Source organism: Acidobacteriota bacterium, from assembly GCA_034211275.1.
Classification (GTDB): domain Bacteria; phylum Acidobacteriota; class Thermoanaerobaculia; order Multivoradales; family JAHZIX01; genus JAGQSE01.
Genome location: JAXHTF010000018.1, coordinates 42438 through 60047 on the forward strand (window position 1 = coordinate 42438; position 17610 = coordinate 60047).

A 17610-nucleotide genomic window follows, 5' to 3' on the forward strand; every position below is an offset into this window, starting at 1 on the left:
TTCAGCCAGCTCGCAGCAGCGCTCGCAGCTGCCGCGCTAGATTCCCCACCACCGGCTCCCGCAGCAGCGAGTAGTGATCGCCAGGGAGGGCGTGGCGTTGCAGCCCGGCGGTGGCGAGGGCGGACCAGCGCTCCAGGGGTTCCTGGGCGGCGGTGGTCTCGGTGGTGAGGAGATGCACCGGGATGTCGAGGTTAGCCGGAGCATAGCCGGCCAGGGCTCGGTAGTTGTGCTGGAAGATTCGCCAGAGTCGGAGGATCTCCGCTTCTCCGGCATCCGGGGGCAGCAGGCTCTCGGCCCGGGCCAGCTCCAGCAGCGGGGCGAGCCAGGACGGTTCGCCCTCGCCGGGCTCCGCCAGCACCTCCTCGAGAACCGATGGGAAGGTTCCACCGGCCAGGTCGGTGAGGAAGGCGCGCAGGAGCTCGGCCTCTTCCGGATCCCGCAGGCTCTCGGCGGTGGGTGGCGCTCCGACGTCGAGGAGGGCTAGAAACTCGACCTCCTCGCCGGCTTCCCGCAGGCGCCGGGCCATCTCCCAGGCCACCGATCCGCCCATGGACCAGCCCGCCAGCCGATACGGCCCCTCGGGCTGCACCGAATGCACCTCCTGCAGGTAGCGCTCCGCCATGCGCTCCAACCGTCCCGAGCCCTCCTCCACCAGCAGATCGTCCGGAGTCTGCAGGCCATAGACGGGCAAATCGTCAGACAATCCCCGCACCAGAGGCTGGTAGCAGAACACCGTCCCTCCCACAGGATGCACCAAGAAGAGGGGTGGAGCGGAAGACTCCTCGGCAATCTGCAGAGGAACCAGCGATTCCCGAGCCGACCTATCGGATCCCGAGGAAGACCGCAGACGCTGCGCCAGCGACTCCACCGTCGGGTGCTGAAAGATGCTGGTCAGCGGCAGCCGTTGCCCGAAGGCCTGCTCCGCCTGGGCCACCAGCCGCACCGCCAGCAGGGAATGGCCGCCGGAAGCGAAGAAGTCGGAGCGCACCCCCAGGTCGTCGCGCTCCAACAGCCGGCACCAGACCTCCAGCAGCCGGGCTTCCAGCTCGTCCCGGGGAGGATGGGTCGTGTCGGGCTCCGTCTCCTGGGAAGCCAGCGGAATGGCCGCCAGCGCCCGGCGGTCGATCTTGCGGTTGGAGGTGCGGGGCAGCGCCGGCAGGTGAACCCAGGAGGCCGGCACCATGTGCTCCGGCAAACGTTGCGCCAAGGCGCCGTGGAGCTCCCCCTCGTCTCCCTCGCCGGCAAAATAGGCCACGAGCCGAGCGCCACCGCCTTCTCCGCGCACCGTCACCGCCGCCTCCTCCACTCCCGGCAGGGAGGTCAAGGCGGCCTCGACCTCCCCTAGCTCGATGCGGAAGCCCCGGAGTTTGATCTGGTGGTCGAGGCGGCCCAAGTACTCCAATTCGCCCCAGCGGTTCCAGCACACCCGATCCCCGGTGCGGTAGCGGCGTCCTCCCGGCTCCTCGGCCCGCGGGTCCGGCAAGAAGCGCTCCGCGGTGAACCGTGGCCGTCCCCAATAACCCCGCGTCACCCCGGCCCCGGCGAGATAGAGCTCCCCCGGCGAGCCCAGGGGAAGATGGTCTCCGCTTTCGCCTGGAGAGTCCGGCCCCACCACGTCCGCCCGAGTTCCCGCCACCGGCCGCCCGATAGGCACCGGTCCTTCCTCGCCGGCGCGCATCGCAGCGAAGGTCGAGTAGGTCGTATCCTCCGACGGTCCATAGAGATTCCATACCCGCTCCACGGTGCCCAACGCGAAGAGCTGATCCACCAGCGGCTGGGGCAGCGGCTCCCCCGCCAGGTTCACCGTCCGCACCGACGCCGGCACCGCTCCCACCCGCAGCAGTTCCGCCATCACCGAAGGCACGGTGTTGATCAGCGTCACCTCGACCTCCCCTGCCACCGTCTCCTCTCCCGCCAACTCCAGAGCATCCCCCACCAACACCACCGTCCCGCCCCGGGTGAGCGGCAGGAAGAGCTCGAAGACCGACAGGTCGAAACTGATGGATGTCGAGGCCAACACCCCGGCCAGCTCCGGCGCCGCAAAAACTCCCTCCGCCCAATCGAGCATGGCCAGGGCACTGCCGTGCTCGATGGCCACGCCCTTGGGCTTGCCGGTGGAGCCGGAGGTGTAGATCAGGTAGGCCAGATCCCCCTCTCCAGCCTCAACCCCCAACGAACCCAACGAGGAATCCAACAAGTGGGTACCACCCCTCTGAGAAGGGCCATCCAACAAGTGGGTACCACCTTCTGAAACCCCCGTCCCAGGGCCCGTCAAAAAGGGGCCCGTCAACAAGTGGGTACCACCTTCTGAAGCCCTCGCCTCGGGCGGAACCAACAAGTGGGTACCACCCTTGGAAGGAGCTTTATTTCCAACGGTTTCCGGCATCAACAGCGCCGGAATCGGGTAGGAATTTTCGCCTTTCTCATCTTCCGGAGAGCCCGACAGCAGCACCAGCACCGCCCCCGAATCCGCCACCATCAGCCGACGCCGTTCCAGGGGATAGCTGGGATCCACCGGCACGTAGGCTGCGCCGGCGGTGAGGGTCGCCAGGAGGGCCACGACCAGGCGAGGGTTCCTCTCCAGGCTCACCGCCACCCGGGAGCCGCGGTGGACTCCGAGAGCCTTCAGCCGATGGGCCAGGTCCTCGACCTCGGCGGCCAGCTGGTCGTAGGTCCAGGTCTCGGTCTTCCAGACCACAGCCTCGGCGTCGGGGGTCCGGCGGGCTTGGGCGAAGAATCGCCGGTGCAGGCTATCGCCGGGCTCGATCTGCCTCGAAGGCTCGCCCTGAGCCCACTCCACCGCCAGCTGATGTCGTTGGGCCGGAGTCAGCAGCAGCAGGTCATAGAGCTCAGCCTCGGGCTTTTCGAGCACCGCTGTCAGCAGCCGGTCCAGCTGCCCCAGCAGGCGGTGGATGGTGGTGGGGTCGAAGAGGGCGATGGCGTATTCGGCGCGGGCGGTCAGACTCTTGCCACGGCGCTCCACCGACAGGCTGAGGTCGAATTTGGCCGCCGCCGGCCGCGGTGGAGCCAGAACACGCCCTCCCGCCGGCTGTAGTGCGTCCTCCGACTCCTCCCCCCCGTCTTCAAACACCACCATCGCCTGGAAGAGCGGAGGCCGGGTCAGGGAGCGCTCGATGCCCAGCTCGTCCACCAGCTTCTCGAACGGCAGGTCCTGGTGGGCGTAGGCGTCCAGGGCGTGGGGGCGGACCTGCTCCACCAGTCGCTGGAAGGTCCGCGCCGAGGCCGGAGAGATCCGCAGCACCAGGGTGTTGACGAAGAAGCCGATGAGATCTTCCAGCGCCGGGTGCCGACGCCCGGCCACCGGCGTACCCAACACCACCTCGGGCTGCACCGCGGCCCGCGCCAAGAGCGCTCCCACCGCCGCCGTCACCACCATGAAGGCGGTGGCGCCGCAGCGCCGGCCGACGGCGTCCAGGCGGCCACCGAGATCCGCCGACGACCCTCCCAGGCGCCGCTCGATGGCAGCGCCGCGAGTGTCCTGCACCGGCGGCCGGGGGCGGTCCCGAGGCAGCTCCAACTCGACGGGAGCGTCCTCCAACGCGTCGCGCCAGAAGCTCAGCTGCCGCTCCAGCTCCTCATCCCGCAGCCAGCTACGCTGCCAGAGCGCGTAATCCGGGTATTGGACCGGCAACGGAGAAATCTCTCCCTCCTTCGGCAACCGGCCGTGGGCCGCCAAGGTCTCGCAAGCAGTCTGCACCTCCCGCTGCAGGACCCCCATGGACCAGCCGTCGGAGACGATGTGGTGCAGGGTCAGGAGCAGTCTTCGGGGAGAGCCTTGGCGCCGGCGTAGGACCAACCCTCGCAGCAGCGGGCCGCGCTCCAAATCGAAGGGCAGGGTGCCGGCAAGCTCCTCCAGGCGCCGCGCCTCGGCTTCCCCACGGTCACCGAGGGGAGATTCGCCCAGCCTCCCGAGATCCACCACCGGCAGCCGGAAGGGCCGCCCCGATCCCGAGGCTGGGCTCGGCGGCGGATGCACCACCTGCGCCGGCTCGCCGTCCCGCTCGGCGAAGGTGGTGCGCAGACTCTCGTGGCGTTCGATGAGCCATCTCAAGGCACGCTCCAGATCTTGATTTGAGGGCGTCTCGTCCAGATCCTGAGCCAGAGAAATGTTGTAGGCGGCTCGGCCGGGACTGTCGGGAGCCTCCAACCGATCGAGGAACCAAAGCCGCGACTGGGCGAAGGAGAGAGGGCCTTCGAAGCCTGCGCCTTCCCGAGGCTGGGGAGCCAGCGGAGGCCGCCGCGCCGCGGAAGCCGTTCCCGCGGCCCGCAGATCCTGAATCGCCGTCGCTAACCCGCGCACCGTCGGAGCCTCGAAGAAGCGGCGGAGCGTCATCTCGCAGCCCAGCACCTGCTCCAATCGGCCCACGACCTGAGTCGCCAACAGGGAGTGCCCCCCGAGGGTGAAGAAGTCACTGCCGGCATCGACGACCGGGCGCCCCAGAACTTGCTCCCAGACCTGGGCGACCAATTCTTCCTCCGGTGAGCGCCAGCCCTCGACGGCGGAAGCCTTGGGAGCCGTCGGAGCCGGCAGGGCTCGGCGGTCCGTTTTGCCGTTGACGGTGAGAGGCAGGGCCTCGAGAAAGACCCAAGCGGTGGGCACCATGTACTCTGGCAATCGTTCCCGCAACCAAGCGATCAACGGTTGCGGATCCTCGGCCTGGGCAAAGTCCTCGGTCTCGGCGGCCACCACATAGGCGACCAGCTGGCGCAGATCACCTTCCCCCAGACCCGCGGCGCCCCACAGCAAGATCTCCGTTTGAAGCACCGCGGGGTGAGCGGTCAGCTGGGCGGCGATCTCCCCGAGCTCGATGCGCAGTCCGCGCAGCTTGACCTGGTGGTCCTGGCGGCCTTCGTAGCGCAAGCGACCGTCCACCATGGTCCGGCCCAGGTCGCCGGTGCGATAGAGGCGGGCACCAGACTCTGGAGCCGTGGGGTCGGGAACGAAGCGCTCAGCGGTGAGACCGGGCTGGCCGACGTAGCCTCGGCTGACGCCGATCCCCGAGACGACGATCTCTCCAACCGTCCCAGGAGCCATTGGACGAAGATCCGGCGCCGCCACCCAGGCGCGCAGCCCCGGCAGAGGCCGGCCGATGTTGTGCACCGCACCGGAGCCTCGGGGCTCGACGGTACGAGAGCTGGTCACCACCGCGGCCTCCGCCGGACCGTAGTAGTCCACCGTACGGTAGGAAGCGCCTACCTGGGGCCAGCCGTCGAGACGCTCACCCCCCGTGGTGAGGATGCGCACGGAGGTCAAGCTCGAGGCCGGCAGCTGGAAGATCTGCTCGGCGATGGGAGTCGGGGCGAAGAAGGAGTGAATTCCCTGCTTCTCGACCCACTTCGACAGGGCCACCGGATCCAGCCGCAACTCCTCCGCCACCAGGTGCATCTCGGCTCCCGAGGTCAACGCCTTCCAGGTCTCCAGGACCGACACATCGAAGCTCAAGGAAGCGATCTGGGACGATCGCTCACCGGGCTCGAGGCGGTGCAGGTCGCGAACCCAGGCCATCAGGTTGGCGAGCCCGCCGTGGGTCACCGCCACCCCCTTGGGCTTGCCGGTGGAGCCCGAGGTGTAGATTACATAGGCCAGGTCGCGAGGATCGATGGATGGCAGATCCCCACTCTCCGCCGAGGACTCCGAAAGAGACGGGACCGGCTCGTCCACCGCCCAGACGACCGGTCCCTCGGGAACCCGGGAAGCCAAGTCCGTGGTGGTGAGCACCAACGGGCAGTCGCTGTCGTCCACCAGGGTCCGGCCCCGCTGGAAGGGCCACGAGGGGTCGAGGAAGGCATAGCAACCACCGGCCCGCAATACCGCCAGCGCCGCGGCCATGAAGAGGGGCGTCCGCGGAATCGACAGCACCACCACCTGGCCGCGCACTCCCAAGGTTGCCATCGCCTGCGCCCACCGGCGGCTCCAGCGCTCCAGATCACCGTAGCTCCAGGCCTCGTCTCCGAACACCAGCGCCGTCCCGTCGGGATGCCGCCGCGCTTGCTCGACGACCAGGTCCGGCACCAGCGCCGTCCCATCGCCGGCACCGGTGTCGTTCCACTCAGCCAGCAGCTGATGCCGCTGAGCCCGGCTGAGCCACGGCAGCTCGCCGAGAGAGCGCTCGGGAGACTCCAGCGCCGCAGACAACAGCCGGCTCAATCCTCCTGCCCAGCGAGTGACGGTGGTGGCGTCGAAGAGGTCGGTGTTGTAGTCGAGGATCAGCGACCACCTCTCGGCTCCTCCATCGTCGGAGTCGGCAGCGGCGCGGTGGTGCTCGAAAACCACCGTCAGATCGAATTTCGCCAACATCCAAGTCGTCTCGATGCCGGCTTGCGCCGCCGCCTCCTCCACCACCAGCATCACCTGGAAGAATGGTGAGTAGCCCGGATCCCGCTCCGGCTGCAGCTCCTCCACCAGCCGGGCGAAGGGCAAATCCTGATGCTCGTAGGCACCGAGAGTGGTCTCCCGCACCGCATCCAGCAGCTGCTGAAAGCTCTTCGAGCCGTCCGTCGCGGTGCGAAGCACCAGGGTGTTGACGAAGAAGCCGATGAGCGCTTCCAGCTGGCTGCGGTTGCGGCCGGCGATGGCGGTGCCCACCAGCAGATCCCGGCGGCGGGTCAAGCGGAAGAGGAAGAGGTAGGTGGCCGCCAGCAGGATCATGAAGTCGGTGACCCCGGGGCGCCGCCATAGCGCCGCCAGTCCGCGCCCCACCGAAGCCGGCAGCTCCACCCGCACCTGGGATCCGCTGTAGGTCTGCACCGGCGGCCTCGGGTGGTCCGTGGGCAGCTCGAGGACCGGCGGTGCTTCCGCCAGGCGCTGCCGCCAATAGCCGAGCTGAGCCTCCAGCCGATCGCCCTGGAGCCAGCGGCGCTGCCAGGCGGCGTAGTCACCGTATTGAATCGGCAGCTCCGGCAGCCGCGCCGGCGGTCCCCCCGCGTGCTCCAGGTAGAGCGCCTCCAGCTCCCGCGCCAGGATCGGCGACGACCAGCCATCGAAGACGATGTGATGCAGGTTGATCAGCAGCTCAGCGCCGCCGCCGGGGAGCAGCAGGAGCCGCGCGCGCAGCAGGGGGCCGTGCTGGAGATCGAAAGCGCCCAGAGCATCGGCCTGCCGCAAGGCCTGGTCCGCCGCCTGCGCCCCAGCGGCGGGCAGCCCGGAGAGATCCACCAGCGGCAAGTTCGGGAGGGCCGCATCGGCGGGGTGGATGATCTGCACCGCTGCCCCGGAGTCTGCCGCCCCGGAGCCTTCGGCCTGGGAACTGGCATCCCGCGGGGACAAGAAGGTCGTGCGCAGCACCTCGTGGCGCGCCGTCACCGCGGCCAGGGCCTGCAGCAAAGGCCGCACCTGCGGAGCCTTGGGAAACGGCACCACCAGGGGAATGTTGTAGGTGGCGGAGCCCGGCTCCAGCCGGTCCAGGAACCACAGCCGCTCCTGGGCGAAGCTCAGCGGCGCCCGGTCGCCGGTCTGCCGACGAGGGATCTCCCCCTCCCGAGGAACTGCTGTGGGAGCCTTTCCGGCCTCAGCGGAGGGTTCCTCAGACACCTCCTGCGACCGCCGAGGCCCGGAGGCTACGGTGGGTGAGTCGGGTGAGTCGGGTGAGTCGGGTGAGCCGGGTGAGTCGGGAGCTCCCTGGAGCCGCTTTTCGAATTTCGCCCGCAAAGCCGGCGGCAATTTGTCGAGCTTGGCCGCCAGCTTGCTGCGGCGATCCGCCACCCGCTTCGCTTCCCGCCGCCGCTTCTCCGCGGCGTCGGCCTCCTGGGCGGGCTGGGCGAGCTGGTCGGACTGGGCCGGCTTCGCCTCGGCCGACCCGGCGCCGGCGGTCTCCGCCTGGTGCAGGCGCTCCAGCTCCTCGTCGTCAATCAACGGCAGCCGGCTAAGGGCAAGCTCCTCCAGATAGTCCTCAGCCTGTTTTTCATCGGCAGCCGTCGCCAGCTCTTCCAAGACCCGGAAGAAGTCGTCGAAGATCCCCTCCGCCACCGCCGGCGGCAGGCTGCGGTGACTGAGCACCGCGGCGGTCCGCGCCTCGGTCTGGCTGATCACCAGGCAGAGATCGAAGCGAGCGTTGCCGCCGGCACCGCCGGTGCCCAAGGGCTCCACCTCCAGACCACTGAGCCGCAGCTGGGGCAGCTCCAGGCTCTGAACGGTGAAGAAGACCTGGAAGAGGGGGTTGAGATCGCCGCGGTCGGGGTTGTAGGCCTGCACCAGGCGCTCGAAGGGCAGATCCTGATGGGCATAGGCGGTGAGGGTGGAGCGACGCACCCGGCGCAGCAGCTCCGCCACCGCCGGATCGCCGTGCAAGTCCACCGGCATCACCAGGGTGTTGACGAAGCAGCCCATCAACCCCTCCACCTCCTGCCGCTGGCGATTCGCCACCGGCGTCCCCACCACCACCTTCTGCTCCCGTCCCCAGCGCCCCAACACCGCTCCCAAAGCTGCCAGACAGGTCATGAAGAGGGTCGTTCCGTGGGTCTGCCCCAGCCGCTGCAGCCGCGCTTCCAGCTCCTGTGGCACGGAGCGCTCCAAGGCTTCCAGAGCCGAACCCTGCGCGCCCCCCATGCCCGGCAACTGGAGCCGTGGCACCTGCTCCCCCAGCAGCTGTCGCCACGCTGCCAGCTCGCTCTCCAACGCCTCGCCGTCGAGCCAGCTGCGCTGCCAGCGGGCGTAATCCTCATATTGCACCGGTAGCTCTCGCAGCTCCGGTTCCTGCTGCCGGAGCCGGGCGTTGTAGACGGCGGAGATCTCTTCGATCATCACCCCCAGACTCCAACCGTCGGCGACGATGTGATGTTGATTGAGCAGCACCACGTGACACCGGCGGTTCAACCGTAGGACGGCGAAGCGGGTCAGGGGGCCAGCTTCCACGTCCAACGGCAGCCGGGCGTTGGCGGCGGCGAGAGCCCGCGCTTCCACCTCGGCCCGATCTTCGGCTCGATCCTCAATCCCGGCCGCGAGACGAGAGAGGTCGACGATGGGCAAGCGCAGGGGGCTTGCCGGCCGGATGCGCTGCACCGGCTTGCCGTCCCGCGCCGGGAACACCGCCCGCAGCACCCGGTGGCGGTGGAGCAGACGCTCGAGGGCCACCTCCAAAGCCCGCGTGCTCAGCTCACCCCGGGCCTCCAGAGCGTAGGGCAGGCAGTATTGACTGGTGCCGCGGTGGATCTGGGCCAGCAGCCAGAAGCGCTCCTGGGTGTAGGAGAGAGGCGGGGCGTCGTCCCGCAGCCCCTCGTCCGAGGGGCCGGGCTCCAGCGGCGGCAGGGTGCGGCCGCGGCGGGCGGCGGTGGCAGTGCGCGCCAACCCCTCCACCGTCGGCCGCTGGAAGAGCTCCTCCAGGGTCATATCGACGCCGAAGGTGCTCTGCACCCGCGCCATCACCCGCGTCGCCAGCAGCGAATGCCCCCCCAGGTCGAAGAAGTTTTCGTCCACCGCCACATCATCCAGACTCAACACGTCTCGGAAGATCTCTGCCACCAACTCCTCGGCGCTGTCCCGAGGTCGCTGGCCGGCCCCGGAGCGATGTAGCGCCTCCGGCGACGGATCCGGCAAGGCGCGGCGGTCGAGCTTGCCGACGCTGTTCTGAGGCAGCTCGTCGAGGAAGACGAAAACCGCCGGCACCATGTACCCCGGCAGCCGTTCCAGCAGGTGGTGACGCAGAGTCACCAGCAGCGAGTCCTCCGCCGCGGGTGTCTCGGCCAGTCCTTCCTCCAGGGGCACCTGGCCCCGAGCCGGAGCCACGTAGGCCACCAGCCGCTCTCGGGTCAGCTCACCGCTCTCTCTTCGATTCCCAGACCCTTCTCTCGACTCGGGGGACCACACCCGCACCGCCGCCTCCCCTACCGCCGGGTGTTCCATCAGCTCCGCTTCGATCTCCTGCAGCTCGATGCGAAAGCCCCGCAGCTTGACCTGGAAGTCCCGCCGCCCATGGAAGTCCAGTAGCCCACCGGAGCGGAAGCTGCCGAGGTCGCCGGTGAGGTAGATCCGAGCTCCGGGGATCTCGCTCTCGGGGTCGGGCCGGAAGCGCTCCGCGGTGAGGGCGGGCCGGCACCAATAGCCCCGAGCCAGGTGCTGACCGGGAGCGGATTCGGTACCCAAGCCGATGTCCCCCACTTCTCCCGGAGGCACCGGCAGCCCCCGTTCGTCGAGGAGCAGAACTTTGCGCAGAGGCCAGGGCTTGCCGATGGGAGTGCGTTCGGCGCAGTCCACCTCGACGGTCTCGGCGCGGACCGGATATTGGGTGGCGCTGACCACCGCCTCGGTGGGGCCATAGATGTTGGCCACCGGCACGCCGCGGAGCACCGTCCGGTGCCAGCGCCGGGCCGCCGAGGCGGACATCGCGTCGCCGCCGGTGGAGACCAGCCGCAAGGGGTGATTCGTGGACCGTCCTGCCGCCGACTCACCGTCTGTCTCCATCAGCGGCAGGAATTGAGCCCACTGCTGCCAATAGGCGGTGGTCACCTCCGCGATGGTGATGCCGTGCTCGATGACGCGGTCCAAGAGCTCCTCCGGAGCCCAGGGCGGCGCCCCGCTCAGGACCAGCCCGACCCCGGCGGTGAGCTTGGGCAGCGCCTGCTGGAGGAAAAGATCGAAGCAGTAGGAGCCCATGATCAGGGCCCGATCCGCCTCGCCCATAGGGTAGGTCTGGCGCACCGCCGCGCAATAGCAGGCGATGCCGCCGTGGGGAATGGCCACTCCCTTGGGACGGCCGGTGGAGCCGGAAGTGAAGAAAATGTAGGCCAGACGGGCGGGATCGGTCTCCTCCGGCAACGCGGCATCGGCGCTGCTCTCCGCAGGCTCGTCCCTGTCCAAAAGCTTCGCGACCTCGAGGGAGGAGAGGTCCAGAACCCCTTCCGTAGCCAGCCCAGCGGCGGCGCTGACCTCAGCGACGACCTGCGGAGCAACCCCCTCGCCGTCCACCACCAGCGTCTGCACCCCGGCGTCCGAAGCCAGCATGCGCAGCCGGTGGGGAGGATCCTCCGGCTCCATGGGCACGAAGACCCCGCCGGCTTTCCAGATGGCCAGCATAACACCGATGCGTGCCGGTCCCGGCGGTAGCAGAACCCCTACCCGGGGCTCCGGATCGCCGGTGAAGCTTCGAGCCAGATGCCGCGCGAAGGCCGTCGACCACCGGTCCAGCTGCTGGTAGGTCCAGGTGTACTCGGCACCGTCCTCTCCGATCCAGCACACCGCCGTCGACCGCGGCCGGTCCCGAGCATGGCGAGCTACGATCTGGTGGATCGGCTCCCCGGACCACCGCTCGGCGGTCCAGTCTGCATGGGCCGCCTCGGCGACGCTGGAGGTCGCCGTCGGTGCCGCCGTAGAGGAATCCCGCGAGCTCATCAGCCCTGCATCCCCTCATCGTCTTCCTCGTCCTCCAGCAGAGCCTCCAGCGCTTCCAGCTCCGCCAGGATCGCCTCCTCCACGCTCACCGCCAGGGAGGCCACGGTGGGTGCCTCGAAGAGGGTGCGCAGGGGCAGCTCCACCTCGAAGGCGTCGCGGATGCGGGAGAGGTACTGAGTCGCCAGCATGGAGTGGCCGCCGAGGTCGAAGAAGCTGTCGTAGATCCCCACCCCCTCGACCCCCAGGAGCTCCTCCACCATCGCCGCCAGGGTCTGCTCCGACGGCGTCTCCGGTGCCACGAACTCACGGCCTGTGGTGCGGGCGGCGGGGTCGGGATCCGGCAGCGCCCGGCGATCTACCTTGCCGGCGGTGGTCAGGGGCATCTCGTCCAAGGGCACGAAGACCGCCGGAAGCATGTACTCCGGAAGCTGCTGCCGCAGAGCCTCGCGGAGGGCGTCGGCATCGAGCTGGGTGGTTTCTTGGGAAGCTTCCGGCGCCGGCACCACCCACGCCACCAGCCGCGCCGAGGCAGCCTCCGGGCTCGAATCCGCCGTCCTCCGCACGTCCACCACCGCCTCCGCCACCGCCGTCTCCGCCCGCAGGCAGGCTTCGATCTCCCCCAGCTCGATGCGGTAGCCCCGCACCTTGACCTGGTGGTCCTGGCGGCCCAGGCATTCCAGCAGGCCGTCGTGACGCCAGCGGCCGAGGTCGCCGGTGCGGTACAGCCGCGCCCCCGCCGCGGCGCCGAAGGGATCCGGCAGGAAGACCCGAGCGGTGTCCCCGGGGCGGCCCAAATACCCCCGGGCAAGGCCGGCGCCGGCGATGTAGAGCTCCCCCGGCACCCCCACCGGTAGGGGCTCGCCGTCGCGGTCCAGGACGTAGAGGCGGCAGCCGCCCAGCGGCCGGCCGATGGGCACCTCCGCCGCCAAGTCCGTGTCTCCGTCGGCCTGCCACCGCGCCGCCACCACCGTCGCCTCGGTGGGGCCGTAGGTGTTGTACAGCGCCGAGCTTTCCCCATGGCGCTCCTGCCAGGCCTCCAGGGCATCCACCCGCGCCTTCTCACCGCCGATGATCACCCGCGTCACGCACTCCGGCAGCGTTCCGCCGTCGGCGGTGAGCGCGTGCCAGTAAGCGGTGGGGAGGTTGAGCACGGTAATCCCCAGCCGACCGCAGGCGGCGAGGAAGTCCCCCGGCGTCGCCAGCATCTCCTCGTCCCGCAGCACCAGCTCGGCACCGGTGGTGAGGGCCGGATAGATCTCTTCGGCGCTGGCGTCGAAGCTCAGGGAGGCGAATTGCAGCAGCCGATCCTGCGCTCCCACACCATAGGTGGCGACGGCGTCGGCGGTGTGGTTGGCGAGGGCGCCGTGGGAAATTCCCACCGGCTTGGGGCGGCCGGTGGAGCCGGAGGTGAAGATGATGTAGGCCAGAGACTGAGGGTCCGGCGCCACCGGCCGCCAATCCCTCTCCATCGGAACCTCGCGGGAATCCTCGTCCCCCACTGCCAGCACCGCGAGCCCCCGCTCTTCGAGGAAGTCGGCGGCCAGCGGTGGCTCTTGCGCTGCGCCGATCAGCAGCAGCCGCGCGCCGGAATCCTCCACCATCGCCTCCAACCGCCGCGGTGGCAGCGCCGGGTCCAGCGGCGCGTAGGCGGCTCCCACCGCCAGGGTCGCCAGCACCGCCACCATCTGCTCGACGCCGCGGGGGAAGGAGAGGGCTACCACCGTCTCCGGCCCGGCCCCGGCGTCGGCGAGACGCGCCGCCAGCCGCTGCACTGCGGTGGCCAGCTCGCCGTAGGTCAGCCGCCGAGATCCTTCCCGCAGCGCCGGCAGCGACGGCGCCTCCTGCACCCGGCGGAACCAAGCTTCCACCACCGTCCCGGACGCGGCCTCAGGCTCCCGAGGCACCAGCGGCCGATTCCACTCCTCCAGCAGCTGGCGCCGCTCCGCCTCCGCCACCAGCGGCAGGCGGGAGAGCCGTGCCCCGGGCTCCTCCGCCACCGCCGTGAGCAGAGCCTGGTAGTGGGCCAGGAAGCGTTCGACGCTCGCCGGCTCGAAGAGGTCGCGGTTGTACTCCAGCTGCCCCCGCAGGCCGTCCACGGTTTCGAAGATCCAGAAGGTGAGATCGAAGTTGGCGCGCCCCAGATGCCCCGCCTCGGCGGTACGCAGCTCGACGCCGGGCACCTCCAGGCTCTTGCTCACCGGCACGTTCTGCAGCACCAACATGACCTGGAAGAGGGGCGTGCGGCTCATGTCCCGCTCCGGCTGCACCTCCTCCAGGAGTTTTTCGAAGGGAATCTGCTGATGGTTGTAGGCCCCCAGGGTGGTGCTCCGAACGCCGGTCAGAAGCTCCTCGAAGGGCGCGTCCGGGGCGAAGCGGGTGCGTAGCGCCAGAGTGTTGACGAAGAAGCCGATGAGGCCCTCCAGCTCCGGCCGAGTGCGGCCGGCGACGAAGGTGCCGACGGTGAGGTCGGTCTGGCCGGTGTAGCGGTAGAAGAGCGCCTCCAGGGTCGCGGTGAGCACCATGTGCAGGCTGCCGGCGTGGCGGCGGGCCAGCTCCTCCAAGCGGCGCCGCAGCGGCCCTTCCACCACGAAGGGGATCTGGTCTCCGCGGAAGCTCTGCATCGCCGGCCGGGGATGGTCCGTGGGCAGGGCCAGGGGCGGCGAGCCGCCGTCCGCCAGGCTGCGGCGCCAAAAGTCCAGCTCCGCCTCGAGGCGCTCCCCCTGCAACCGCCGCCGCTGCCAGCTGGCGTAGTCGCCGTATTGAAGCGGCAGCGGGGGCAGCGCCGCGGCGGGGTTTTGCGCTTCCACGATCGCCCCATAGAGCTCCGCCACCTCCCGCAGCAAGATACCGAAGGACCAGCCGTCGGTGACCATGTGGTGCACCGTCAGCAGCAGTCGCCACTCCTGCTCCTCCATGCGCACCAGCGCCGCCCGCAGCAGCGGCAGCTCGTCGAGGCGGAAGGAGTGGGCGCTCTCCTCTTCTGCCCGTTGCCGGAAGGCCTCCTCCCGCTCCGCCGGCGGCAGCGGCCGCAGGTCGAAGCGATGCAGCGGCAGCTCGAAATCTTCCTCCACCACCTGCACCGGCTCCGGGCTCGCCGCCACGAAGCGGGTGCGCAGGATCTCGTGGCGCTGCACCAGAGCCTGGAGGGCCCGTTCGAGGGCGGCCTCGTCCAGATCTCCTACCAGGGCCACGGCGGTGGGCAGGTTGTAGGCCGGGGTGCCGGGCTCCAGCTGGTCGAGGAACCATTGGCGCAGCTGGGAGAAGGACAACGGCAGGCGCCGACGCTCCTCCGCCGGCACCACGGTCAGGGGCACTTCCTCCTCGCCGCCCGCTCCGCCCCCCTCTCGGGCCTCGTCTCGCGCTTCCGCCACCCGCAGAGCCAGGGCCTCCACCGTCGAGGCGTCGAAGAGGGTCGCCACCGGTAGCTCGACGCCCAAGCTCTCCCGCAGCCGGGCCACCACCCGGGTGGCCAGCAGCGAGTGGCCACCGAGGAGGAAGAAGTCGTCCAGCGCCCCCACCTCGTCCCGGTCCAGCACCTGGCTCCAGATCGCCGCCACCGCCTCCTCGTCGGGGGTGCGGGGCGGCAAGTGGGGCGCCCGGGCCAGTCCCGCGCCGCCGGGCTCCGGCAGCCGCCGGCGGTCCACCTTGCGGTTGGCGGTGAGGGGCAGCTCCTCCAGCACCGTGAAGCTCGACGGCACCATGTAGGCGGGCAGCCGCTCCCCCAGATCCCGACGCAGAGCCGCCTCTTCCAGGGTCTCTTCGGAGTCCGCCGGCACCAGGAAGGCCGCCAGCCGCGCGCCCGCATCTGCCCCGTCCACCACCTTCACCGCCGCCTGGGCCACCGACCGATGGGCTTCCAGGGCCGCCTCCACTTCCCCGAGCTCGATGCGGTAGCCCCGCACCTTGACCTGGGCGTCCCAGCGGCCGTGGAACTCCAGCCGGCCGTCGGCGCGCCAGCGCACCCGGTCGCCGGTGCGGTAGAGGCGCCCGCCGGGCTCCTCGCCCAGGGGATCGGGAACGAAGGCGCCGGCGGTGCGCGCCGGGCGGCTACGGTAGCCGCGGGTGACGCCGGCGCCGCCGACGAAGAGCTCCCCCGGCGCCCCGGGCAGCACCGGCCGGAAACCGCGGTCGAGGACGTAGAGGCGAGTGCCTTCAATGGGGCCACCGACGGTGACGGTCTGATCCAGATTTGAGGGGTTCGACGCCAGCCGCCGGCGAGCGGACCAGACGGTGGTCTCGGTGGGACCGTAGAGGTTCCACAGGCCGGGGCCGGAGCCTTCCGCAGGCGAGCTCCGCTCCAGCCCCGTCTTCAACCCCTTCGACAACCGAGCCGCCAGTGCCGCCGCCAGGTCTCTCGGCAACGCCTCGCCGCCGCTCAAGATCTTCCTCAGCGTCCAGCCCTCGACCTCCAGGAGCAATCGCCAGGTGGCCGGCGTCGCCTGCAGGGCGGTGGCACCGCTCTCTTCCAGCAGCTCCGCCAGCGCCTCGCCGGTGGCCCCCTGGCGTCTACTGGCCACCACCAATCGGGAGCCGCAGACCAGAGGCAGGAAGAGCTCCAGGCCGGCGATGTCGAAGGAAAGGGTGGTCACCGCCACCAGCACGTCGGAGGATTCCAGGCCCGGCTCTTGGGCCATGGCGGCGAGGAAGGCGGCGAGGGCGCCCCGCGGCACCTCCACCCCCTTGGGCCGGCCGGTGGAGCCGGAGGTGTAGAGCACGTAGGCGAGGCTCGCGCCGTCCAGATTCTCGAGCGGAGGGAGCTCCCCCGGGGCCCCAGAGGCGTCGGTCGAGGTGCAGCCTCCCTGAGGATCCAGCACCAGCCGTGGCACCTCCGCCGGCAGATCCAGGACTGCCGCATCGTCGCCCTCCCCATCCACCAGCAGCACCGCCAGCCCGGCGTCCTGGGCCATGAAGCGCAGGCGCTCCGGCGGGAAGGCTGGATCCAAGGGCACGTAGTAGCTGCCGGAGCGCAGGACCCCCAACAGCGCCGGCACCAAGGCCGGCGAGCGGTGCAGGAAGAGGCCCACACCGCGTTCCGGGCCGGCCCCCAGATTCACCAATCGGGCCGCCAGGACTTCCGCGCGGCGGAGCAGATCGGGGCCGCTCCAAAGCTCGCCGTCGGGTCCCGTGACGCCGGCGCCGTGGGCCTCGTCCGACAGCCGCCGCCACAGCCACGGCACCAGTTGGGTCTCCAATCTGGTTTCCAAGCCACCGTCCCCCCACTCCCCGAGCAGCTGCCGGCGCTGGGTCGGAGAGAGCACTTCGAGCTCTGCCAGCGGTGCCCCAGGGTGGCGGCAGAGCTCGCCCAGGAGGCGCTCCAGATGCCCCCACCAGCGGTTCACGGTGGTGGCGTCGAAGAGATCCGCGGCGTACTCCAGCACGCCGAAGACCTCGCTGTCCTGCTGGGTGAGCTCCAGGGTCAGATCCACCCGGGTGGCCCCGGTGGCGGCTTCCAGCGCCTCCAGCTCCAGGTCTCCCGCCGACTGATGGCGGGGCGGCAGGTTCTGCAGCGTCAACATCACCTGGAAGAGGGGATGGCGGTCCCGGGTGCGCTCCGGGTTGAGCTCCGCCACCAGCCCCTCGAAGGGAAACTCCTGGTGCTCAAAGGCGGCGAGCACGGCGGCCCGCATCCGCGCCAGCAGCGCCGCACCGGTGAGCTCGGCCTCGGCTTCTGAAGCAAGATTCACCGGCAGCGCCAGGGTGTTGGCGAAGAGCCCGACGATACCTTCCAGCTCGGGCCGGGGCCGCCCTGCCACCGGCGTCCCCACCAACAGAGCATCCTGCCCCGCCAGCCGGCTCAGAAGTGCTCCGAAGGCTGCCAGGAGGACCATGAAGAGGGTGCCGTCGTGGTCCCGGGCGAGGCGCTCCAGCCGCGGCACCAAGGCCGCCGGCAGGCGCACCGGCAGGGCCGCCCCTCGGTGGCTCTCCACCGCCGGCCGGGGCCGATCCGTGGGCAGCTCCAGGGTCCAGGGAACGGGCTCCAGCCGGCGGCGCCAGAATTCGAGCTGCCGCGACCGGCGGTCCCCCTCCAAGCGCCGCCGCTGCCACAGTACGTAGTCCGCGTATTGCACCGGCAGGGGTGGAAGAATCGGCTCCCCAGCCGGATCCCCGGGGCCGTTGTAGGCTCCAGGGAGGGCACCAGTGAGAGCATCAGTGAGAGCACCGTAGAGCTGCCCGAGCTCCTCGAAGAGGATCCCCTGAGACCAACCGTCGGAGACGATGTGGTGCACCACCAGCACCAGAGCGTGGTCCCGATGGCCCAGCCGCAC

At 70.1% G+C, this 17610-nt stretch carries 2 protein-coding genes; both read right to left on the reverse strand.

From position 1 onward, the window contains the following. Window position 1: 1 nt before the first annotated feature. Entirely contained in the window at window positions 2-11344 is an 11343-nt protein-coding gene (locus SX243_05455) for an amino acid adenylation domain-containing protein (GenBank protein MDY7092406.1), read from the reverse strand. Further along, window positions 11344-17610, reverse strand: coding sequence for an amino acid adenylation domain-containing protein (locus SX243_05460; GenBank protein ID MDY7092407.1), 6267 nt, complete (start codon window positions 17608-17610; stop codon window positions 11344-11346). Before SX243_05460 ends, SX243_05455 begins: the two co-directional genes overlap by 1 nt.

Bases quoted from the DNA above. Each gene is read 5' to 3' on its own strand.
- SX243_05455 (MDY7092406.1), bottom strand. From the start codon at position 11,344: ATGAGCTCGCGGGATTCCTCTACGGCGGCACCGACGGCGACCTCCAGC.